The following is a 21,500-nucleotide window of genomic DNA, read 5'->3' as shown; positions in this document are numbered from 1 at the left end:
GGGAGGCGTTCCGAAACGGAAGCCTCCCGGCTGTTATGGTTCAGAGGGTCTTATTGCAAAAGGCTGCTGGAATCGGTGCCGCCGACCGTCAGGCGGGCCTGGATCCCGTTGTGCGTCCAGAGGATGTCGGCTTCATCGACTCCAAGATTCAGAAGTGCGTCGATGGAGACCGAGGTCGGACGGTACAGCAGGGTGCAGAAACGGATGGTTTCTACCCCCTGCGCTTTGAGCGTCCGGAGCATATCCATGGTGAGATGTGCGGTGGCCACAATGCTGTTGACGCGAATGGTAAGGACCTTGCCCTGGACATTCTGTGTGCTGGTGTGCGTGATCTGCTTTCCCAGTGCATTGGTGACGGAAAGCCCCTCTACGGGAACGAGATACTCTGCATCCGAGGCGGTCAGCTCTTCGGCCGGAGCGGAAGTCGAGACCGCACCCGACGGCTCAGAGGGCTGTTCCGGCTCAGAGGGCTGTTCCGGCTGGGAGGGCTGCTCCGGCTGAGAAGGCTGATCCGGATTAGAGGGCTGATCCGGGTTAGAGGGCTGATCCGGGTTAGAAGGCTGATCCGGGTTAGAGGGCTGATCCGGGTTAGAAGGCTGATCCGGATTAGAGGGCTGATCCGGATTAGAGGGCTGATCCGGATTAGAGGGCTGATCCGGGTTAGAGGGCTGATCCGGGTTAGAGGGCTGATCCGGATTAGAGGGCTGATCCGGGTTAGGGTTAGGATTCTCCGGGTTAGGGTTGGGGTTAGGCTTCTCCGGGTCAGGTTTCTCCGGCTTCTCCGGGTCAGGTTTCTCCGGCTTCTCCGGGTCAGGTTTCTCCGGCTTCTCCGGGTCAGGTTTCTCCGGCTTCTCCGGGTCAGGTTTCTCCGGCTTCTCCGGGTCAGGTTTCTCCGGTTTCTCCGGGTCAGGTTTCTCCGGCTTCTCCGGGTCAGGTTTCTCCGGCTTTTCCGGTTCCGTAGGCTTGTCATCCTTTAGGGTAAGATCCACACCGGCCGAATCTTTTCGTGTGATGACAGCACCTACAGGCAAACCGGCAAACTTCTGTTCTTGGAGCGGTGTATCGCCAATGGCAATTGCATCCTTATCGTCAAATTTTCCGCCTGCGGTGGCATCAATGGTCACTTTGCCTTTGATGGTGATAGCGGCAGGGGCTTTTTCTTGTCCACGCAAAACGCTGCCGCTGCCGATGGCCGCGCCGCCGGAAAGCACTTCCTCTTCACCATTCGGATACTGAACTACGACGGATGCGCCGCCCTGTGCGGTGATCTTGGGGGAACCGGCCTCGGTGCCCTGGATGGAAATTTTATTTCCGTCAACGTCCGGTTCGGATTCTGCGCCGCCGCCGATGCCGGCTGCACCAATGCCGCCCGTTGCGCTCTGGATGGTGACCTTTCCTTCAATGTCCACATCGCCAAGGCCGCCCGCGCCGCCGCCGATACCGGCACCTTCGTCGCCGCCCTGTGCACTCTCGATCGTTGCGTTGCTCTGGATGGTTACAGTGCCATTACCGCCGAAGCCTATGACATTCGCGCCGCCGCCGATGCCTGCGCCGCCTGCGCCGCCCTGTGCGTTTTTGATCGTTGCATCGCCTGTGATGGTTACATTGCCATCGCCCTGATAGCCGCTGCCGATACCAGCAGCCATCTCGCCGCCCGTCGCGTTGATGGTTCCACCGCTGATGGTCACGGTGCCGTTTCCGCCAATGATTTTGCCAGCGGGGTCGGCAGGTTCTGTTTTACCTGTACTGCTGCTGTGAACGGGGATCTTTTCCAATGAACCCATGCCGCCGCCAATGCCGGAGCCATAATAATCTGTGCCCTGTGCGGTGATCTTGCCGCCCGTGATCTCGACCTCGCCATTGCCATAAGCACCGCCGCCGATACCAGCAGCCATCTTGCCGCCCGTCGCGTTGATGGTGCCGCCGTTGATGGTCACGTCACCGTCGCCGGTGTAAGTGACGCCATCTTTCCTGCCACCTGCACCGCCAATGCCCGCACCTTGTTTGCCGCCTGTCGCGTGGATGGTGCCGCCGTTGATGGTTACCTGACCATCGCTCTGAGCACCAGCGCCAATACCAGCAGCATATTCACCGCCATTGGCAGTTAATATGCCGCCATCTTTGTTTTCATCGGTGATCGTTAGTTTTCCACTGGTTTCGGTCTTGTTGTGTTCCAGACCGGCATGACCATAACCACTCGTTAAGGTGTTGTTGCCATTCAATTCGATGTTGGTATTGCCGCTGCCGGTCACTTCCACGGCGGTTTTGTATTGATCGGGGTCGTAGTCGTGTTCGTATCCTTCATCAACATTGATGTTCACATCTTTCAAAGTGACATTGGCCGTCTGGTCTTTATCTGCTTCGATGGTGACCGTGTTCCCCGTGCTTGTGCCGGTGATGGTGATTTCGTTGTCCAGACGATCTTTGATGTCTCCGTCGCTGTCTCTGACGTATTCCTTTTGGTTCTCATCATTCCAGTTCCACTGGCTGATGAGATTGCCGTCTTTCGTAGCGTGGATATCAATGGAGCCGCTGACAATATCATACGTAGCGGCAAAAGCAGGAAGGGTCATGCCGGTCATCATGGCACAGGCGAGAGCGAGGGCCGCGATCCGTTGTGCCGCAACGCGGGGAGGGGGAGATGCCTTTTTCTTGCCGAAAAGCACCGGAACATGCCCCAGGACGCGCATGGCGAGTCTGCGATAAGAGACCATTGAGAATACCTCCTGTTATACACATAGAATCGTATATTGGAACCGGACAGGGCGGTGCGCCGCCGTCCCTTCCAACTCGTACCACAACATGGGTTGGGGAACCAGAAAACAGAGGTTGCCTGCTAAGCTCAATATAGCACGGGGGGGTAAAACGCAAGACGTTTCTGCGTGAATGGGGGTGTTTCCTGCGTGAAACACTGGAGATTTCCAGAAATTTCCTCTTTTCGCGATCCTTCACGCAAACAACGTCGAGCCGGATGCTTTTTGGGCAGAAAGGGCGAGGCGGCAGAAAACGGGCCGGAACAAAACAGCAGCAGCCGGGAGGCAGGAAAAAGAACTGCAAAAACGGAAAAACCCGGCCGCAGAATCTTGACGAATGAAGACGAACATGATAGAATAAAGAAGTAGTCAGGGAGCCGCACGAACGGCGGCTGGACTGCAATGCAAGATCTACGGAATTGAATATTCTCGGCAAAGCAGTCGAAAGGCTGTGACGCAAAGCTATAGGGCCTGTAAAATGGCAGCCAGTTGCTTCTCAAATCGGGCACGATGTGTACCCGCTTTTTGAGTGACCTTCATCTGAACAGCAGGTGTCGATTTGCCGAGTTTACCTTGGCAAATCGACACCTTTTTCATTATGACATCTCCGTGCTTCAAATAAATCCGGGGAAGGCCCGACACGAGCAATGCTTGTGCCGGGCTTTTTCTTTGCCCGGATTTATGGTATACTGTTTTGCAAGGAACACAACAAACAGGAGGAGTCAGCGTGGAGGATTACCGCACCATCCGGGGTACAGCCATCGGCGAATATGAGGAGAAGAAGAGCCACTTCATTGCGCAGCTCGCATTTGCAGACAGCGAGGAAAAGGCCGTGGCCTTTCTGGAGCAGGTGCGCGCGGCCAACCGCACCGCGCGGCACAACGTTTACGCCTACCGCCTGCGGGAGGGCAACCGGGAGCGCTACTCCGACGACGGCGAGCCTGCCAAGACCGCCGGAACCCCGGCGCTGGAAGTGCTGCAGCACAGCGGCCTGACCGATCTCATCGTGGTCGTGACCCGGTACTTTAGCGGGGTGCTGCTGGGCACGGGCGGCCTCGTCCGCGCCTACACCACCGCGACCGCCCGCGCACTGGAAAACGCCGAGGTCGTCACGGTGCGCAGCGTGGTGGAGCTGGAAGTGACGGTGGACTACGCACTCTACGAGCGGGCCGCGCTGCTTATCCACGCCGCCGGGGCCAAACTCGCCGACCCGCAGTTCACCGACCGTGTGACCCTGCACTGGCAGATGCCGGAGGGCACCGAGCCGCCGCTGCTGGAACAGCTGCGGGAGCTGACGCGGGGCGGGGCCGAGGTGAGCGTCTCGCAGCCGTTCTATGCGCCGTTCTGATGCCCCGCTCCGTCTCGCATTCGCTCACCAGCTCCCCCGAAGTGGGAGCCATGGGCAGTCGGATGCAGGGCTGCATGGCCGCTGCGCTCTGGGCGCAGCAGCACCGAGAGATTTTTATTTTTATAGGATAATTTTGGACAGGACAGGAAGATTCCCCCTTCGACAGAGCAATTCTGCTACAATAGCTGCGGGCGCAGCTGCGCTGGGAAGGGGGCAGGAACCAGCATGAAAGTGAGGGATACCGGATGGATGTACGCCAGCGTACCGAAGAGATCGAGCGGCTGACCTTTGCCCCCTGGGCGACCTTCAGCGATGCAAGCCGGGGCCGGGCCCGGCCGGAGCCGCAGGACCCCATCCGCCCGGTGTTCCAGCGCGACCGGGACCGCGTGATCCACTGCAAGGCGTTCCGCCGCCTCAAGCAGAAAACGCAGGTCTTCCTCTCGCCGGAGGGCGACCTCTACCGCACCCGGCTGACCCACACGCTGGAGGTGGCGCAGATCGCCCGCACCATCGCCCGCGCCCTGCGCCTGAACGAAGACCTGACCGAGGCCATCAGCCTGGCGCATGACCTGGGCCACACGCCCTTTGGCCACGCAGGGGAGAGCGCACTGGACAAGCTCTGTCCGGATGGCTTCAAGCATTACCGCCAGAGCCTGCGGGTGGTGGACAAGCTGGAACAGAACGGCCGGGGCCTCAACCTGACCTGGGAAGTGCGGAACGGCATCATCACCCACACCAAAGGCACCTGGGCGGCGACCCCGGAGGGCCGCATCGTCCGGATGGCGGACCAGATCGCGTTCGTCAACCACGACATCGAAGATGCCGTCCGTGCCGGGGTGCTGGACCCGGCGATCCTGCCCAGAGAATGCACCGCCGTGCTGGGCGAAACGAAATCCCAGCGCATCACGACCATGATCCAGAGCATCCTCGCCCACAGCGACGGCGATGTGGCCATGGGCGCGGAGGAAGAGGAAGCCTTCCTTGCGCTGAAGGATTTCATGTATGCCAATGTCTACAACGACCGCACCGCCAAGCGCGAAGAGCAGAAAGTGGAAAAGGTCCTCACGGAACTGTACGAATACTACCTGAACCACATCGACCAGATGTCCAACTTCTATTTGCAGCTGGCCTATCAGGAGGGCCGTGACCGCGCCGTGACCGATTACATCAGCGGCATGAGCGACGAGTTCGCCATCCGGACCTTTGAGGATGTGTTCGTGCCCCGCAAGTGGCACGTGTTATAAAAGGAAGCAGGAAAAAAGAGCCATGATCCCACACGAGTACATTGAAGAGCTGAACCGCCGCACCGACATCGTCGATCTGGTGGGCAGCTATGTGCAGCTGAAACGGAAGGGCCGCCTCTATGGCGGCCTGTGTCCGTTCCACAGCGAGAAGACCCCCTCGTTCTACGTCTACCCGGACACCCAGAGCTTTTATTGCTTTGGCTGCGGGGCGGGCGGCGATGCCATCAGCTTCGCCAAAAAGATCAACAGCATCGACTACGGCGAGGCCGTCAAGATGCTGGCAGCCCGCGCCGGGATGCCGGAGCCGCAGGAGGACGACAAGACCGGGCGGATGCGCAGCCGCATCCTCTCGATGAACCGCGAAGCGGCCCGCTTCTTCCACGCCTGCCTGAATTCGACCGTCGAGGAGGCCCGGCAGGCCCGCGCCTACTGGCGCCGCCGCGGGCTGGACGACAAGACCATCGTGCGGTTCGGCCTCGGCTATGCCCCCAACGATGGGCAGGCCCTCTATCAGTTCCTGCGGGATAAGGGCTACAACCAGCAGGAGCTGGACGCCAGCGGCCTGTTCAAGCGCAGCGCTTCCGGGCGCATCTACTGTTTGTTCTGGAAGCGGGTCATGACCCCCATCTTCGACCTGCGCGGCAACATCATCGCGTTTGGCGGGCGTGTGCTGGATGACTCCAAGCCCAAATACGTCAACAGCCCCGAAACGCTGGTCTACCACAAATCCGAGACGGTGTTCGCGCTGCAGATCGCCAAAAAGAGTGCGTCCCGCCGGTTCGTCCTCTGCGAGGGCTATATGGACGTCATCAGTATGCAGCAGGCGGGCATCGACACCGCCGTCTGCGCCTGCGGCACGGCCCTGACGCCGGAGCAGGTGCGGCTCATCAGCGAGTACGCCGATGAGGTCATCCTGAGTTACGACTCCGATGAGGCGGGCCAGAAAGCCACCCTCCGCTCGCTGGAACTGTTCCGGAACAGCACGGTGCGGGTGGGGGTGCTTCAGATCCCCGGCGCAAAGGACCCGGACGAGTACATCAAGCGCTATGGTGCAGACCGCTTCCGCACCCTGCTGGACGGCGTAGGCAACGCGCTGGATTTCCGGCTCAAGCGCCTGCGGGATCAATACGACCTGACCCAGGACGCCCAGCGGCTCGAATACATCCGCGATGCCGTGGATCTGTTGGCCGAGCGCTCCAACCCCACCGAACAGGAGGTCTACGCCGGGCGGCTGGCCGAGGAGACGAACATCTCCAAGACCGCCATCCTGACCCAGCTGGGCACCGCCGTCAAAAAAGCGGGCAGCAAGCGACGGCGGGAGGAGAACCGCTCCCGCCTGCACTCCGGTGAGATGGATCAGATCAATGTTCCTTACAGCGCAGGCGGCTCGCAGGCGCTGGGCGTGGCCTCGGCAGAGCAGCGGCTGCTGGCGGCACTGCTGCGGGAGCCCAGCTACATCCCCAGGGTGCGGGCCGCACTGCCGGCGGAAAAGTTCCTCCTGCCCCAGCAGAAGGAGCTGTATCAGGCCATGCTGGACTGCCAGGCGCAGGGCATCGAGGTCAGCCTTTCCACCCTGCGCGGCTTTGTGCAGAGCGAAGAGGCCCTGAATGAACTGAGCCGCCTTGCGGCACAATACAGCGATGTCAACTGTACCACCGAGGATATCAACTTTTATCTGGAACGCATCGCCCGCGGCACCCCGATCGCGAAGAAGGCGGCCCAGATGTCCAATGAAGACTTAGAGCAGTATCTCCAGTCGATGCGAGAAAAGAAACAGGGAACTCTCCCTGCAGAAGACTGAGCGCTCCCTTTCCTCCCGGCTGGAGCTGGAAGGAGAAGGAATCATGCGGAAATTGTCGCAGACGGAAGAACTTGCAAAGATTTTGGCGAGCCGTGCCCGGCACCACCTTCTGACGCCGGAGCAGGTCAGCCGCGCCATGGAAGAGCAGGAGTACGATGTCGCCGGGCTGGACGCGCTGTATGAGGCGCTGGAGGCCCGCGGCATCCGGGTGGAGGAAGAGGACGCCGACCTCCCGCTGCTGGACGAAGCCCAGATCGGCCGACTGGAACATGAGCTTTCTGCCGAGGGCGTGGCGCTGGACGACCCGGTGAAAGCCTATCTGAAGGAGATCGGGCAGGTGCCGCTCCTCTCGGCAGAAGAGGAACAGACGCTTGCCCGCGCCGCCAGAGCAGGGGATGCGGACGCCCGCCGACGCCTCAGCGAGGCGAACCTGCGGCTGGTGGTCTCGGTGGCCAAGCGCTACGCGGGCAGGGGGCTGCCCTTCCTCGACCTCATCCAGGAGGGCAACCTCGGCCTGATGAAGGCGGCGGAGAAGTTTGAGCCGGACAGGGGCTTCAAGTTCTCCACCTACGCGACATGGTGGATCCGGCAGTCCATCACCCGTGCCATTGCCGACCAGGGGCGGACCATCCGCATCCCGGTGCATCTGGTGGAGCACATCAACCGGGTCCGGAAGACGGCAGGGGAGCTGCTGCGGAAGAATGGCCGCGAGCCCACGGCGGAGGAGATCGCCGTCCGGCTGGAGATGGAGCCGGACCGGGTGCGGGAACTGCTGCAGCTGGCGCAGGAGCCGGTCAGTCTGGAAACGCCGGTGGGCGAGGAAGAAGACGCCCACCTCGAAGATTTCATTCAGGATGAGGAAGCCGGGATTCCGGTGGATGAAGCGGGCCGCCAGCTGCTCCGCCGGGAGCTGATGAGTGTGCTCAAGAGTCTGACGCCCCGCGAAGAGCGGGTGATCACGCTCCGCTTCGGCCTCGACGACGGCCGGCCCCGCACTCTGGAAGAGCTGGGGAAGGAGTTCAATGTCACGCGGGAGCGCATCCGCCAGATCGAGGCAAAAGCTCTCCGCAAGCTCCGCCATCCCAGCCGGGCCAAACGGCTGCGGGATTATCTGGAATAAGAAGGAAACAGCTATATTCCGGGAAACTGGGTGCAGCTGTACTATTGAAGAAATTGCGATTTCATGATAAAATAAAAATGCAGGAACGGAATCCATCGCATAAAAAGGCCAGGTGAAAAAATGGCAGAGAAAGATACAACAGAAAAAATTCTGGAAGCATACAATGACGTTTTTTCGGATATTGTGAATGTGCTGCTGTTTCACGGTGAAGAAGTGCTGAAACCGGAGGAACTGGAAGAACAGGCACCGCGGTCATACTATAAGGCAGATGGAAAAGTTCATGAAATCGAGCGGGATGTAGCCAAACGCTGGAAAAAAGAGCAGATACGATTGGCCTGCATCGGCGTAGAAAATCAGACAGGCGTTGACCCGGATATGCCGCTTCGTGTGATCGGCTATGATGGCGCGGAGTACAGAGCACAGCTTTTGGAAAAAGAAACAGGTGCACGCTATCCCGTTGTGACGCTGGTATTGTACTTTGGATATAAAAAGCATTGGAATCAGCCGATATCGCTTCTGGAACGTGTGAATATCCCGGAAAAATTCCGGCCGTTTGTCAACGACTATAAAATCAATCTGTTTGAAATCGCTTATCTCACCCAAGAACAGGTCGAATTGTTTCAAAGTGATTTCCGCATTGTGGTAGATTACTTTGTGCAGAAACGCGAAAAAGATGATTATACGCCCAGTGCGCAGACCATGAAGCATGTGCAGGAGACATTGCAGCTGCTGAGTGCGATGACGGGCGACCATCGTTTTGAAGATGTATGCAATGACCAACAGGAAGGAGGTCCGCAGAATATGTGTGAAGTTCTGGAGCGTGTTGAGAATCGAGGAGTCGATAAAGGAATCGAAATTGGAATGCAACGCGGGACCCAGCAGGGAGAAGAGCTGTTTGCACTCCTTGTCAAGAAACTTCTGGAATGCGGACGGATGGAGGACATCCGCCGCGCGACAGAGGACCGGGCCTATCGCCAGAAATTGATGGAAGAACTGAAGATCACGTTATAAACAAAAAAGGCATCGGAGAAAAACCGATGCCTCTTTTGGTAGAAGGGGAAACAAATATGCACACAGACTTTTGGGAAAGTTTTTGGCAGAGAATCGACGAAAAGCGTTTAATGGAGTATGCGGAGCGGAAAGAACAGGCGGACCCTATCCTAGAAACGCTGAAGAGCAGAAAGGCGCAGACCGTTTGTGATGCTGGCTGTGGATGCGGCGCGTATGTGCGGAGATTGGCTCAGCAGGGGTTCACGGTAAAGGGCTTTGATGTTTCCGGCAGAGCGGTCGAAATTGCGGAGGACCTTTTAGAAAAAAGCGGGCTGACCGCAGAGCTGAGAGCGGCCAGCGTGCTGAAAACGGGATATCCTGACAACGAGTTTGATGCTGTTGTTTGCAGAGATGTGCTGGACCACATCCCAAAGGAAGAAGCAAAACAGGCGGTCCGGGAATTGTGCCGTATCACGAAACCCGGCGGGATCATCCTGTTGACCCTTGATGGGCTGGATGAAGAGTATCAAAAGGAACCGCATACGGTGACCGAAGAAGGCGACTATCAGTTCACGGAGGGAAAATGGAAGGGGATGGTGTTCCATCCATACAGCGCCGAAGAAACGGCTGAATTTGGAGAGACAGCAAAAGCATTTTATGTTGAATCTCTTCAGGAGGGTTTGCTGGTCCGATTGGAACTATGAAAATAAGCGCGAAGCACTCCGGTTGACCGGGGTGCTTTTCCTTTGCCCAAAACACAAGAGCAAACCTGTACAAAATGCACAAGGGTGTTTTTGGTGAGAACGTGCAAAACTCAAAAAGCAATACCAAAAACGCACAAAGTGGACACGGAACCGGGTGTGCCACAAAAGCGGGGGCTTGACAAAAAAATCGGCCCGAAATGGAAAAAATGGCTTGACAACAGGGCTTTCCCGGTGTATACTACATTAGTATCACATAATGGCCTAGTGCGCCAAAAAGGGAGCTTCGGTTCGGTCAGCCCAAGGGGCGGGCACGAAAAGTTTGTGAAAAACGCCGAACTTCCTCTGAGGATACGGGTCGATTTATGTGCGTCTGCTCAAATTTGACCCGTAGAACGCAACATCCGTAGAGTATAAAAGTAAGGAGTGGTTGATTTTATGATGAAAGTCAAGCCCGTCAAGCTCGGCAAAACCGAGCGCATGAGCTTCTCCCACATCGACGAAGTCATCAGTATGCCGAACCTGATCGAGGTCCAGAAGAACTCTTACCAGTGGTTCCTGGACGAGGGCCTGAAAGAGGTCTTCCACGACATCGGCACCATTGAGGACTACACCGGCAATCTGGCACTGAGCTTCGTGGACTTCCGGCTGGATAAGGAGCCGAAGTACAGCATCAAGGAGTGCAAGGAGCGCGACGTGACCTACGCTGCCCCCCTGCGCGTGACGGCCCGTCTGCTGAACAAGGAGACCGGCGAGGTCAAGGATCAGGAGATCTTCATGGGAGACTTCCCCCTGATGACCGATGCCGGCACCTTCGTCATCAACGGCGCAGAACGTGCGATCGTCAGCCAGCTGGTCCGTTCTCCCGGCGTATTCTACGGAGATGCCAAAGATAAGGTCGGCAACGATCTGTACAGCGCTACTATGAACCCCAACCGTGGTGCATGGCTGGAGTACGAGACCGATGCAGCGAACGTCTTCTACGTTCGTATCGATAAGAACCGCAAGCTGCCCGTCACCGTGCTGTGCCGTGCACTGGGTCTGTCCACCAATGAGGATATCCTGAACTTCTTCGGCGATGATGAGCGCATCCTCGCTACGCTGGAGAAGGATACCACCAAGAACCAGGAAGAGGGCCTGCTGGAGGTCTACCGCAAGCTGCGCCCCGGCGAGCCTCCCACGGTGGAGTCCGCTACCAGCCAGATCAACATGTTGTTCTTTGACCCGCGCCGTTACGATCTGTCCCGCTTCGGCCGCTACAAGATGAACAAGAAGCTCTCTCTGGCCCGCCGCATCACCGGCTTTGTGGCCGCAGAGAACATCGTTGCCCCGCTGACCGGTGAGGTCATCGTGGAAGCCAACGGCAAGATCAGCCGCGAGCTGGCCGAAAAGGCCGACAACGCCGGTGTCGATACCGTCGTCCTGCTCATCGAGGGCAAGAAGGTCAAGGTCATCACCAACGGCTGTGTGGATGCACAGGGCTTCTTCTCCTTTGACGTCAAGGAGTGCGGCATCAACGAGCGCTGCTCCTTCGATGAGATCAAGAAGATCCTCGACACCACCTCCGATGTGGAGGAGCAGAAGGAAATGCTCCGCCGCAACCACGACCAGCTGATCGGCCGCACCGTCACTGTGAAGGACATCCTGTCCTCCATCAACTACCTGAACGGTCTGGGCCACGGCGTGGGCACCACCGATGATATCGACCACCTGGGCAACCGCCGCATCCGCAGCGTCGGTGAGCTGCTGCAGAACCAGTTCCGCATCGGCTTCTCCCGCATGGAGCGCGTCATCCGTGAGCGCATGACCCTGCAGAGCCAGGACCAGAGCGTCATCACGCCGCAGGCCCTCATCAACATCCGCCCGGTCGTCGCCGCCATCAAGGAGTTCTTCGGTTCTTCTCCGCTGTCTCAGTTCATGGACCAGAACAACCCTCTGGCGGAACTGACTCACAAGCGCCGTCTGTCTGCTCTGGGCCCCGGCGGTCTGAGCCGTGACCGCGCAGGCTTCGAAGTCCGTGACGTTCACTACAGCCACTACGGCCGTATGTGCCCCATCGAGACGCCCGAAGGCCCGAACATCGGTCTGATCTCCTATCTGGCATCCTATGCCAAGATCAACGAGTACGGCTTCGTTGAGGCTCCGTACCGCAAGGTCAAGAAGACCTACGACGAAAACGGCCGTCTGATCGATCAGGTCGTTACCGATGAGGTCGAGTATATGACCGCTGACGTCGAGGACGAATACGTCGTCGCCCAGGCCAACGAGCCGCTGGACGAGGGCAAGCACTTCATCCGTCCCCGCGTTTCTGCCCGCCGCCGCGACGACATTCTGGAAATCGATGCTGAGAAGGTCGATTACATGGACGTCTCGCCCCGTATGATGGTCTCTGTCGCGACCGCCTGCATCCCCTTCCTGGAGAACGATGACTGCAACCGTGCGCTGATGGGTTCCAACATGCAGCGCCAGGCTGTGCCTCTGATGGTCACCCAGCAGCCCATCGTGGCCACCGGCATGGAGTACAAGGCCGCCACCGACTCCGGCACCGCCGTTCTGGCAAAGAACGACGGCGTCGTCGAGAAGATGGACGCAGACCATGTGGTCGTCCGCAATGAGCAGGGCACCCTGGACAACTACTCGCTGATCAAGTTCGCCCGCTCCAACGCAGGCACCTGCATCAACCAGCGTCCCATCGTCGAGGTGGGCGAGTCCGTCAAGGCAGGCCAGGTCCTGGCCGACGGCCCCGCAATGCGCAACGGCGAGATCTCTCTGGGCAAGAACGCTCTGATCGGCTTCATGACCTGGGAGGGCTACAACTACGAGGACGCCGTCCTGCTGAACGAAAAGATCGTCCGTGAGGACGTTTACACTTCCATCCACATCGAGGAATATGAGACCGAGTCCCGCGATACCAAGCTGGGACCCGAAGAGATCACCCGCGACATCCCCAACGTTTCGGAGGATGCCCTGAAAGATCTGGACGAGCGCGGCATCATCCGCGTGGGTGCCGAGGTCAAGAGCGGCGATATCCTGGTCGGCAAGGTCACCCCGAAGGGCGAGACCGAGCTGACCGCTGAGGAGCGCCTGCTCCGCGCCATCTTCGGCGAAAAGGCCCGCGAAGTCCGTGATACCTCTCTCCGTGTGCCCCACGGCGAGTACGGCATCATCGTGGACGTCAAGGTCTTCACCCCGGAGAACAGCGATGAGCTGCAGCCCGGCGTCCGCGAGGTCGTCCGCTGCTACATCGCACAGAAGCGCAAGATCAGCGTCGGCGATAAGATGGCAGGCCGTCACGGCAACAAGGGTGTCGTTTCCCGCATCCTGCCGCAGGAGGATATGCCCTACCTGCCCGACGGCACCCCGCTGGACATCGTGCTGAACCCCCTGGGCGTTCCTTCCCGTATGAACATCGGTCAGGTGCTGGAAGTCAACCTGGGCTACGCTGCCAAGGCATGCGGCATCAAGGTCATGACCCCCGTCTTCGACTCCGCTCGTGAGAACGACATCGGCGATACCTTCGATACCGCGCGTGAGCTGTGGCACGGCGAGAACGCCCCGGCTTATCCCACCAAGCTCCCCAAGATCATGGGCGAGAAGGGTCACATCATCGACTTCTCCAAGATCGAGCTTGACCGCGACGGCAAGACCACCGTTTACGACGGCCGCACCGGTGAGAAGTTTGACAACCGCGTCACCGTCGGTTATATGTACTACCTGAAGCTGCATCACCTGGTCGATGATAAGATCCATGCCCGTTCCACCGGCCCGTACTCTCTGGTCACCCAGCAGCCTCTGGGCGGCAAGGCCCAGTTCGGCGGCCAGCGTTTCGGCGAGATGGAGGTCTGGGCACTGGAAGCATACGGTGCCGCCTACACCCTGCAGGAGATCCTGACCGTGAAGTCGGACGACGTCGAGGGCCGTGTCAAGACCTACGAGGCCATCGTCAAGGGCGAGCCCATCCCGCAGCCGGGTATCCCGGAGTCCTTCCGCGTTATGCTGAAGGAGCTGCAGTCCCTGGGTATGGACGTCGTGGTCCAGGACAAGGACGGCAACGAGATCGACATGCGCCAGAACTTCGACGACGAAGAGACCGGCTTCGATATGCGTGACGTTGCAGGTTCCGAGACCGTGACGAACGAGAACGAGCTGCTGAACGATTACACCATCAAGGACGCCGACGCAGGTTTCGATGATCCTTCCGTGCTGGACGATGACAATTCTGCTCCCGCAGAGTCCTCCTCCGACGAAGTGAATTTGGACGACTAAATCCCGGACAAGCTGCCGCCCCCGCAGCGGTGCGCGTGCTGCCGCCGCAAGGGCGGGGGAGAGCAGCGGATTTGGGTCGCCTGCCATCATCGAAACAACGAGAGATTAAGAAAGGGTTCGTTTCATGGAAAACAACGTTTTCGATTCCATTAAGATCGGCCTTGCCTCTCCGGAGCAGATCCGCAACTGGAGCTACGGTGAGGTCAAAAAGCCTGAGACCATCAACTACCGCACCCTGAAGCCGGAGCGCGACGGCCTGTACTGTGAGCGCATCTTTGGACCCACCAAGGACTGGGAGTGCCACTGCGGCAAGTACAAGCGCATCCGCTACAAGGGCAAGATCTGCGACCGCTGCGGCGTCGAGGTCACCAAGGCAAAGGTCCGCCGTGAGCGCATGGGCCACATCGAGCTGGCAGCCCCTGTCAGCCACATCTGGTACTTCAAGGGCATCCCCAGCCGCATCGGCCTGATGCTGGACATCAGCCCCCGCCTGCTGGAGAAGGTCCTCTACTTTGCAAGCTATATCGTCACCGATCCCGGTCTGACCCCGCTGGAAAAGAAGCAGCTGCTGACCGAGAAAGAGTACCGCGAGATGCGCGAGCGCTACGGTGACGAGTTTGAGGCATCCATGGGTGCTGAGGCCATCCAGGAGCTCCTGAAGGAGATCGATCTGGATCAGCTGAGCGCTGAGCTGACCGCCGAGGTCGAGAAGTCCTCCGGCCAGAAGAAGGTCCGCATCCTGAAGCGTCTGGAGGTCGTCGAGGCCTTCCGCATCTCCGGCAACCGCCCGGAGTGGATGGTCATGGACGTTCTGCCCGTTCTGCCCCCGGACCTGCGCCCCATGGTCCAGCTGGACGGCGGCCGCTTTGCGACGTCTGACCTGAACGATCTGTACCGCCGCGTCATCAACCGCAACAACCGTCTGCGCCGCCTGCTGGAGCTGGGTGCGCCGGACATCATCGTGCGCAACGAGAAGCGGATGCTGCAGGAAGCAGTGGACAGCCTGATCGACAACGGCCGCCGCGGCCGTCCGGTCACCGGCCCCAACAACCGCGCCCTGAAGAGCCTTTCCGATCTGCTGAAGGGCAAGCAGGGCCGCTTCCGCCAGAACCTGCTGGGCAAGCGTGTCGACTACTCCGGCCGTTCGGTCATCGTCGTCGGCCCTGAGCTGAAGATGGACCAGTGCGGTCTGCCCAAGGAGATGGCTCTGGAGCTGTTCAAGCCCTTCGTGATGAAGGATCTGGTGGAGAAGGGTGTTGCCAACAACATCAAGTCCGCCCGCAAGATGGTCGAGCGCGCCAAGCCCGAAGTCTGGGACAGCCTGGAGACCGTCATCAAGGGCCACCCGGTCCTGCTGAACCGTGCACCGACCCTGCACCGTCTGGGCATCCAGGCCTTCAACCCGGTGCTGGTCGAGGGCCGTGCCATCAAGCTGCACCCGCTGGCATGTACCGCATTCAACGCCGACTTCGACGGCGACCAGATGGCAGTCCATCTGCCCCTGGGCGAGGATGCCTGCCGCGAGGCCAAGATGCTGATGCTGGCTTCCGGCAACCTGCTGAAGCCTTCGGACGGCGCTCCTGTTACCGTCCCGACGCAGGATATGATCCTGGGCAGCTACTACCTGACCACCGTTCGCGAGAACGAAGAGGGTGCAGGCAAGATCTTCCGCGATGAGAACGAGGCACTGATGGCATACGCTGAGCATGTCGTCACCCTGCACGCTCCCATCAAGGTCCGTCGTACCATGACCATCGACGGTGTCGAGCACACCGGTCTGGTCGATGCGACCGTCGGCCGCATCATCTTCAACACCCCGGTGCCCCAGAACCTCGGTTATATCGACCGTACCGATCCGGAGCACTGGCTGGAGTATGAGGTCAGCTTCCGCGTGACCAAGAAGACCCTGCCCGACATCATCTCCCGCTGCATGACCCGCAACGGCACCCGCACCTGCGCCAAGATGCTGGATGCCATCAAGGCACAGGGCTACAAGTACTCCACGCTGTCTGCCATCTCCGTCGCAGTCTGCGACGCCGTCATCCCGCCCCAGAAGGACGAGCTGATCGCCGATGCAGACAAGCAGGTCTCTCAGGTCAACAAGCTGTTCAACCGCGGCCTGATCTCTGAGAACGAGCGCTACACCCAGACCATCAACATCTGGCAGGCAACGACCGATAAGGTCTCCAAGGCGCTGGCAGCAAACCTGCCCAAGGACAACGAGATCTTCATGATGGCAGATTCCGGTGCGCGTGGTTCTATGAACCAGATCAAGCAGCTGGCCGGCATGCGCGGCCTGCTGGCAAACACCGCCGGTAAGACCATCGAGATGCCCATTCGTGCCAACTACCGTGAAGGTCTGAACATTCTGGAATATTTCGTTTCTGCCCGTGGTGCCCGTAAGGGTCTGGCCGATACCGCTCTGCGTACGGCGGACTCCGGCTACCTGACCCGTCGAATGGTCGATGTCTCTCAGGAGGTCATCGTCCGCGAGATCGATTGCGGCACCAGCGATGGCCTGTGGGTCTCTGAAATCCACGAGGGCAAGGAGAAGATCGAGAGCTTCCGTGAGCGTATCATCGGCCGTTACGCTGTGGGCGACGTGGTCAACCCCGTCACCGGCGACGTCATCGTGCCCGAAGGCAAGATGATCGACCTGTACGATGCCAACGACATCGAGGCAGCCGGCATCACCAAGCTGAAGATCCGCAGCCTGCTGACCTGCCGCGCCAAGGTGGGCGTCTGCGCACACTGCTACGGCAGCGATATGGCCAACGGTGAGCCCGTCCAGCTGGGCGAGTCCATCGGCGTCATTGCAGCAGAGTCCATCGGCGAGCCCGGCACCCAGCTGACCATGCGTACCTTCCATACCGGCGGTATCGCATCGGCAGAAGATATTACCCAGGGTCTTCCCCGTGTTGAGGAGCTGTTCGAGAGCCGCCGCCCCAAGAGCATGGCCATCATGAGCGAGATCTCCGGCGTCGTCTCGCAGGACGACACCAAGAAGAACGTCGTCATCAAGGTCACCGGCCACGATGAGACGGGCGCAGAGGTCGTCAAGAGCTACTCCATCCCGTTCACCCAGCATGCACGTGTCATGCCCGGCGACCGTGTGGAGAAGGGCGACATCATCACCCGCGAAGGTGTTCTGTATCCGCAGGATATTCTGGCCATCAAGGGTCTGGAGGACGTCCAGAACTACCTCATCAGCGAGGTCCAGAAGGTCTACCGTCTGCAGGGCGTTGAGATCAACGATAAGCATATCGAAGTCATCGTCCGTCAGATGTGCCGCAAGGTCCGCGTGACCGACTCCGGTTCCTCCGACCTGATCGGCGGCGCACTGGCCAACCGCCTCGAAGTGGAGAACATCAACGCCGAGCTCCAGAAGCGCATCGATGCAGGCGAAGAGGGTATCAAGCTGGTCGAGTATCAGCAGGTGCTGCTCGGCATCACCAAGGCTGCTCTGGCCAATGAGTCCTTCCTGTCCGCCGCTTCCTTCCAGGAGACCACCCGTGTCCTGACCGAAGCTGCCATCAAGGGCAAGGTCGACCCGCTGGCCGGCCTGAAGGAGAACGTCATCATCGGTAAGCTGATCCCGGCCGGTACCGGTCTCCCGGAGGTCCGCGAGGATCTGAAGCGCCGTGAGGCAGAGCGCGACGAGGCTGTCGCTGCTGAGATGGCTGCTGCAAACGAGCAGTAAGCGCCCGGAACTGAAATTCAAGCACTGCAATTGCCGCCCTGTGGGAAATCGCCCCGCAGGGCGGCTTTTTGCGCCGTTTGCCGGTTCCGCTCCGGCCATCGGCAGGCTGGGCAGGGGACAGGAACGCAGAAAAAGCCGGGCATTGTGGCAAAACGGAAAGAGAAGAGAATAATTGCAAATTTTTCTGGAAAAACTGTTGACATTCCAAATCAAAACGAGTATTATATAACTGTTGCGCGTCCCTGAAGGGAAAGTGCGGCAAAAAAGTCGGAAACTGTCCGATGTTCATCATTAAGAAAGGAGAAACAAAATGCCTACTTTTAACCAGCTTGTACGCAAAGGCCGTCAGGTTCTGGCTACCAAGAGCACCGCTCCCGCACTGCTGAAGAGCTACAATTCTCAGAAGAAACAGTATTCTGATCTGAACAGCCCCCAGAAGCGTGGTGTCTGCACCGCTGTTCGTACCATGACCCCGAAGAAGCCTAACTCTGCTCTGCGTAAGGTTGCTCGTGTCCGCCTCACGAATGGTATTGAGGTCACCTCTTACATTCCCGGTATCGGCCATAACCTGCAGGAGCACTCCGTCGTGCTGATCCGTGGCGGCCGTGTTAAGGACCTGCCCGGTGTGCGTTACCACATCATCCGTGGTACCCTGGATACTCAGGGTGTGGCAGGCCGTAACCAGGCCCGCTCCAAGTACGGCGCGAAGCGTCCTAAGGCCGGTGCTGCGAAGAAGTAATTAAGGAACGAACCGCCATAAACGGCTTTCCATTATATAAATAACAAGTCCGCAACTGCGGAGGGTAACGGTTTATGTAAGGTCAGCTCTTTGTGACACAACGGGAGTTTTATTACTTTCGAGTACCGATGATATCATTCTGTGAAGGAGGGAAGAAAGATGCCTAGAAGAGGTAACATTGCTAAGCGCGATGTCTTAGCTGATCCTATTTACAATTCCAAGATGGTCACCCGTCTGGTCAACAGCGTGATGCTGGATGGCAAGAAGGGCGTCGCTCAGAAGATCGTTTACGAGGCTTTCTCCATGATCCAGGAGAAAACCGGCAACGATCCTCTGGAAACTTTCGAGAAGGCGATGGAGAACATCATGCCCAGCCTCGAGTGCAAGACCCGCCGCGTCGGTGGTGCCAACTACCAGGTTCCTCTGGAAGTCAGCCCCGCCCGCCGCGAGACCCTGGGCCTGCGTTGGTTGACCGCTTACAGCCGCAGCCGTGGTGAGAAGACCATGGCCCAGCGTCTGGCTGCTGAGATCATGGATGCTGCCAACAACACTGGTAACGCCGTGAAGAAGCGCGAGGACACCCACAAGATGGCCGAGGCCAACAAGGCTTTCGCTCATTTCCGTTATTGATCTGTTCTGTAGGAGGTTAATTTCATGGCTACTCCCAGAGAAGTTTCTCTTCAGATGACGAGAAATATCGGCATTATGGCCCATATCGATGCCGGCAAGACGACCACTACCGAGCGTATCCTGTACTACACCGGTATCAACCACAAGATCGGTGAGGTCCACGATGGCGGCGCCACCATGGACTGGATGGTTCAGGAGCAGGAGCGTGGTATCACCATTACTTCTGCTGCTACCACCTGCTACTGGTCTCACTCCGAGACCCAGAAGGATCCGGTCGCGTTCAAGAAGAACCGTCACCGCATCAACATTATCGACACTCCGGGCCACGTGGACTTCACCGTTGAGGTCCAGCGTTCCCTGCGCGTTCTGGACGGTTCTGTGACCGTTCTGGCTGCTAAGGGCGGTGTCGAGCCTCAGTCTGAGACCGTCTGGCGTCAGGCTGATGAGTACAAAGTCCCCCGTATGGTGTACGTCAACAAGATGGATACCATGGGTGCTGACTTCTTCCGCTGCATCAAGATGCTGCATGATCGTCTGCACGCCAATGGCGTGGCCATCCAGCTGCCCATCGGTCAGGAGGATACCTTCCGTGGTATCGTTGACCTGGTCGATATGAACGCTGAGGTCTACTACGACGACATGGGCAATGATATGCGTACCGAGCCCATCCCCGAAGATATGGTCGAACAGGCTGAGGAGTATCGCAACATCCTGGTCGAGGCTGTTGCCGAGAACGACGAAGTCCTGATGGAAAAGTATCTGGAGGGTGAGGAGATCACGCGTGAAGAGCTGAAGGCTGCGATCCGCAAGGAGACCATCGCCAACACTCTGGTGCCCGTGGTCTGTGGTTCTTCCTACAAGAACCGCGGCGTTCAGAAGCTGCTGGACGCGATCGTGGACTACATGCCCGCTCCTACCGATGTCGAGGACATCAAGGGTGTGAATCCTGAGACCGAAGAGCAGGAGACTCGTCCTTCTTCTGATGACGCTCCGTTTGCTGCTCTGGCCTTCAAGATCGCTACCGACCCGTTCGTCGGTAAGCTGGCATACTTCCGTGTTTACTCCGGTAAGGTTGAGGCAGGTACCACTGTCTACAACTCCGTGAAGGACAGCAAGGAGCGCATGGGCCGCATCCTGCAGATGCACTCCAACCACCGCAAAGATATCGACTGCTGCTATGCAGGTGATATCGCTGCCGTTGTCGGTCTGAAGAACACCACCACTGGTGATACTCTGTGTGATGAGAATCATCCCATCATTCTGGAGTCCATGAAGTTCCCTGAGCCCGTTATCCGCGTTGCCATTGAGCCGAAGACCAAGGCTGGCAACGAGAAGATGGGCATCGCGCTGGCAAAGCTGGCCGAAGAGGACCCCACCTTCAAGACCTACACGGACGAAGAGACTGGCCAGACCATCATCGCAGGCATGGGCGAGCTCCATCTGGAGATCATCGTCGACCGTCTGCTGCGTGAGTTCAAGGTCGAGGCAAACGTCGGCGCACCTCAGGTCGCTTACCGTGAGACCATCCGCAAGGAGGCCAACCAGGAGACCAAGTACGCTCGTCAGTCCGGTGGTAAGGGCCAGTATGGTCACGTCAAGATCAAGATCGAGCCCAACGAGCCCGGCAAGGGTTACGAGTTCGTCAACGCCATCGTTGGCGGCGCGATCCCGAAGGAATACATCCCGGCTATCGACAACGGTATCCAGGGTGCTATGAAGGCTGGTGTTCTGGCTGGTTATCCTGTCGTTGACGTCAAGGTCACCCTGTGGGATGGTTCTTATCATGAGGTCGACTCCTCTGAAATGGCCTTCTCCATCGCAGGTTCTATGGCCTTCAAGGACGCTATGCGCAAGGCTGACCCCATCATCACCGAGCCCATCATGAAGGTTGCTGTCATCGTTCCCGATGAGTATCTGGGCGATGTCATCGGCGACCTGAATGCTCGCCGCGGCCAGATTCAGGGCATGGAGGCAATGGCAGGCACGCAGCGTGTTAACGCTTTCGTTCCTCTGGCTCAGATGTTCGGCTACGCAACCGACCTGCGTTCCAAGACGCAGGGCCGTGGTCAGTATGTCATGGAGCCGTCTCACTACGAGCCGGTGCCCAAGAACATTGCCGACCAGATCATTGCTGGCCGTACCAAGGCTTGATTGCCTTAAATTAAAAGAGAATTTTGCCGGGGTGGTGTAGCTCCGGCAAAATTTCCT

Annotated in this window: 12 protein-coding genes and 1 riboswitch; of the genes, 11 read left to right on the top strand and 1 reads right to left on the bottom strand. The window is 58.6% G+C overall.

The features are described from left to right. Positions 1-50 precede the first annotated feature (50 nt). Positions 51-2,714: a hypothetical protein gene (locus J3350_RS00995; RefSeq protein WP_207685391.1), complete on the bottom strand. Its 2,664-nt coding sequence runs from the start codon at positions 2,712-2,714 to the stop codon at positions 51-53. 460 nt (positions 2,715-3,174) lie between these two features. Further along, a riboswitch (cyclic di-GMP riboswitch) is annotated at positions 3,175-3,250 on the top strand. Positions 3,251-3,480: 230 nt separating this feature from the next. On the opposite strand from J3350_RS00995, the gene J3350_RS00990 reads away from it, so the two are divergent. The 11 genes from J3350_RS00990 (at position 3,481) to fusA (ending at position 21,443) form a co-directional block, all read left to right on the top strand. Further along, a complete protein-coding gene (locus tag J3350_RS00990) occupies positions 3,481-4,101 on the top strand; it encodes a YigZ family protein (protein ID WP_207685390.1) in 621 nt (206 codons plus the stop codon). A 245-nt stretch (positions 4,102-4,346) separates the two neighbouring features. Next, positions 4,347-5,345, top strand: a complete 999-nt coding sequence (locus J3350_RS00985) for a deoxyguanosinetriphosphate triphosphohydrolase (protein WP_207685389.1) — start codon at positions 4,347-4,349, stop codon at positions 5,343-5,345. A gap of 22 nt (positions 5,346-5,367) precedes the next feature. Next, positions 5,368-7,146 carry a DNA primase gene (gene dnaG / locus J3350_RS00980; protein ID WP_207685388.1) on the top strand — a complete coding sequence of 593 codons (1,779 nt, stop codon included), beginning with the start codon at positions 5,368-5,370 and terminating at the stop codon, positions 7,144-7,146. Positions 7,147-7,189: 43 nt separating this feature from the next. Continuing rightward, positions 7,190-8,266, top strand: coding sequence for an RNA polymerase sigma factor RpoD (rpoD, locus tag J3350_RS00975; RefSeq protein ID WP_223381734.1), 1,077 nt, complete (start codon positions 7,190-7,192; stop codon positions 8,264-8,266). A gap of 120 nt (positions 8,267-8,386) precedes the next feature. Next, complete coding sequence (locus J3350_RS00970) at positions 8,387-9,277, top strand: Rpn family recombination-promoting nuclease/putative transposase (protein WP_207685387.1); 891 nt, start codon at positions 8,387-8,389, stop codon at positions 9,275-9,277. Beyond that, positions 9,190-9,960: a class I SAM-dependent methyltransferase gene (locus J3350_RS00965; RefSeq protein WP_242700070.1), complete on the top strand. Its 771-nt coding sequence runs from the start codon at positions 9,190-9,192 to the stop codon at positions 9,958-9,960. The genes J3350_RS00970 and J3350_RS00965 overlap by 88 nt, the downstream gene beginning before the upstream one ends. Positions 9,961-10,395: 435 nt before the next feature. After that, positions 10,396-14,223 (top strand): DNA-directed RNA polymerase subunit beta, encoded by a 3,828-nt coding sequence (locus J3350_RS00960; RefSeq protein ID WP_118551982.1) that lies wholly within the window; start codon positions 10,396-10,398, stop codon positions 14,221-14,223. A 124-nt stretch (positions 14,224-14,347) separates the two neighbouring features. Further along, positions 14,348-17,923 (top strand): DNA-directed RNA polymerase subunit beta', encoded by a 3,576-nt coding sequence (gene rpoC / locus J3350_RS00955; protein ID WP_097792478.1) that lies wholly within the window; start codon positions 14,348-14,350, stop codon positions 17,921-17,923. A 310-nt stretch (positions 17,924-18,233) separates the two neighbouring features. Next, complete coding sequence (gene rpsL / locus J3350_RS00950; RefSeq protein ID WP_005940205.1) at positions 18,234-18,662, top strand: 30S ribosomal protein S12; 429 nt, start codon at positions 18,234-18,236, stop codon at positions 18,660-18,662. A 159-nt stretch (positions 18,663-18,821) separates the two neighbouring features. Then, positions 18,822-19,292, top strand: coding sequence for a 30S ribosomal protein S7 (gene rpsG, locus J3350_RS00945; protein WP_005930552.1), 471 nt, complete (start codon positions 18,822-18,824; stop codon positions 19,290-19,292). A gap of 24 nt (positions 19,293-19,316) precedes the next feature. After that, positions 19,317-21,443 (top strand): elongation factor G, encoded by a 2,127-nt coding sequence (gene fusA / locus J3350_RS00940; RefSeq protein ID WP_118551986.1) that lies wholly within the window; start codon positions 19,317-19,319, stop codon positions 21,441-21,443. Positions 21,444-21,500 lie beyond the last annotated feature (57 nt).

Source organism: Faecalibacterium sp. Marseille-Q3530 (assembly GCF_017377625.1).
GTDB classification, from domain to species: domain Bacteria; phylum Bacillota; class Clostridia; order Oscillospirales; family Ruminococcaceae; genus Faecalibacterium; species Faecalibacterium prausnitzii_E.
Note: the sequence above shows the minus strand (reverse complement) of the source record. Positions and strands in the feature narration are given on the sequence as shown.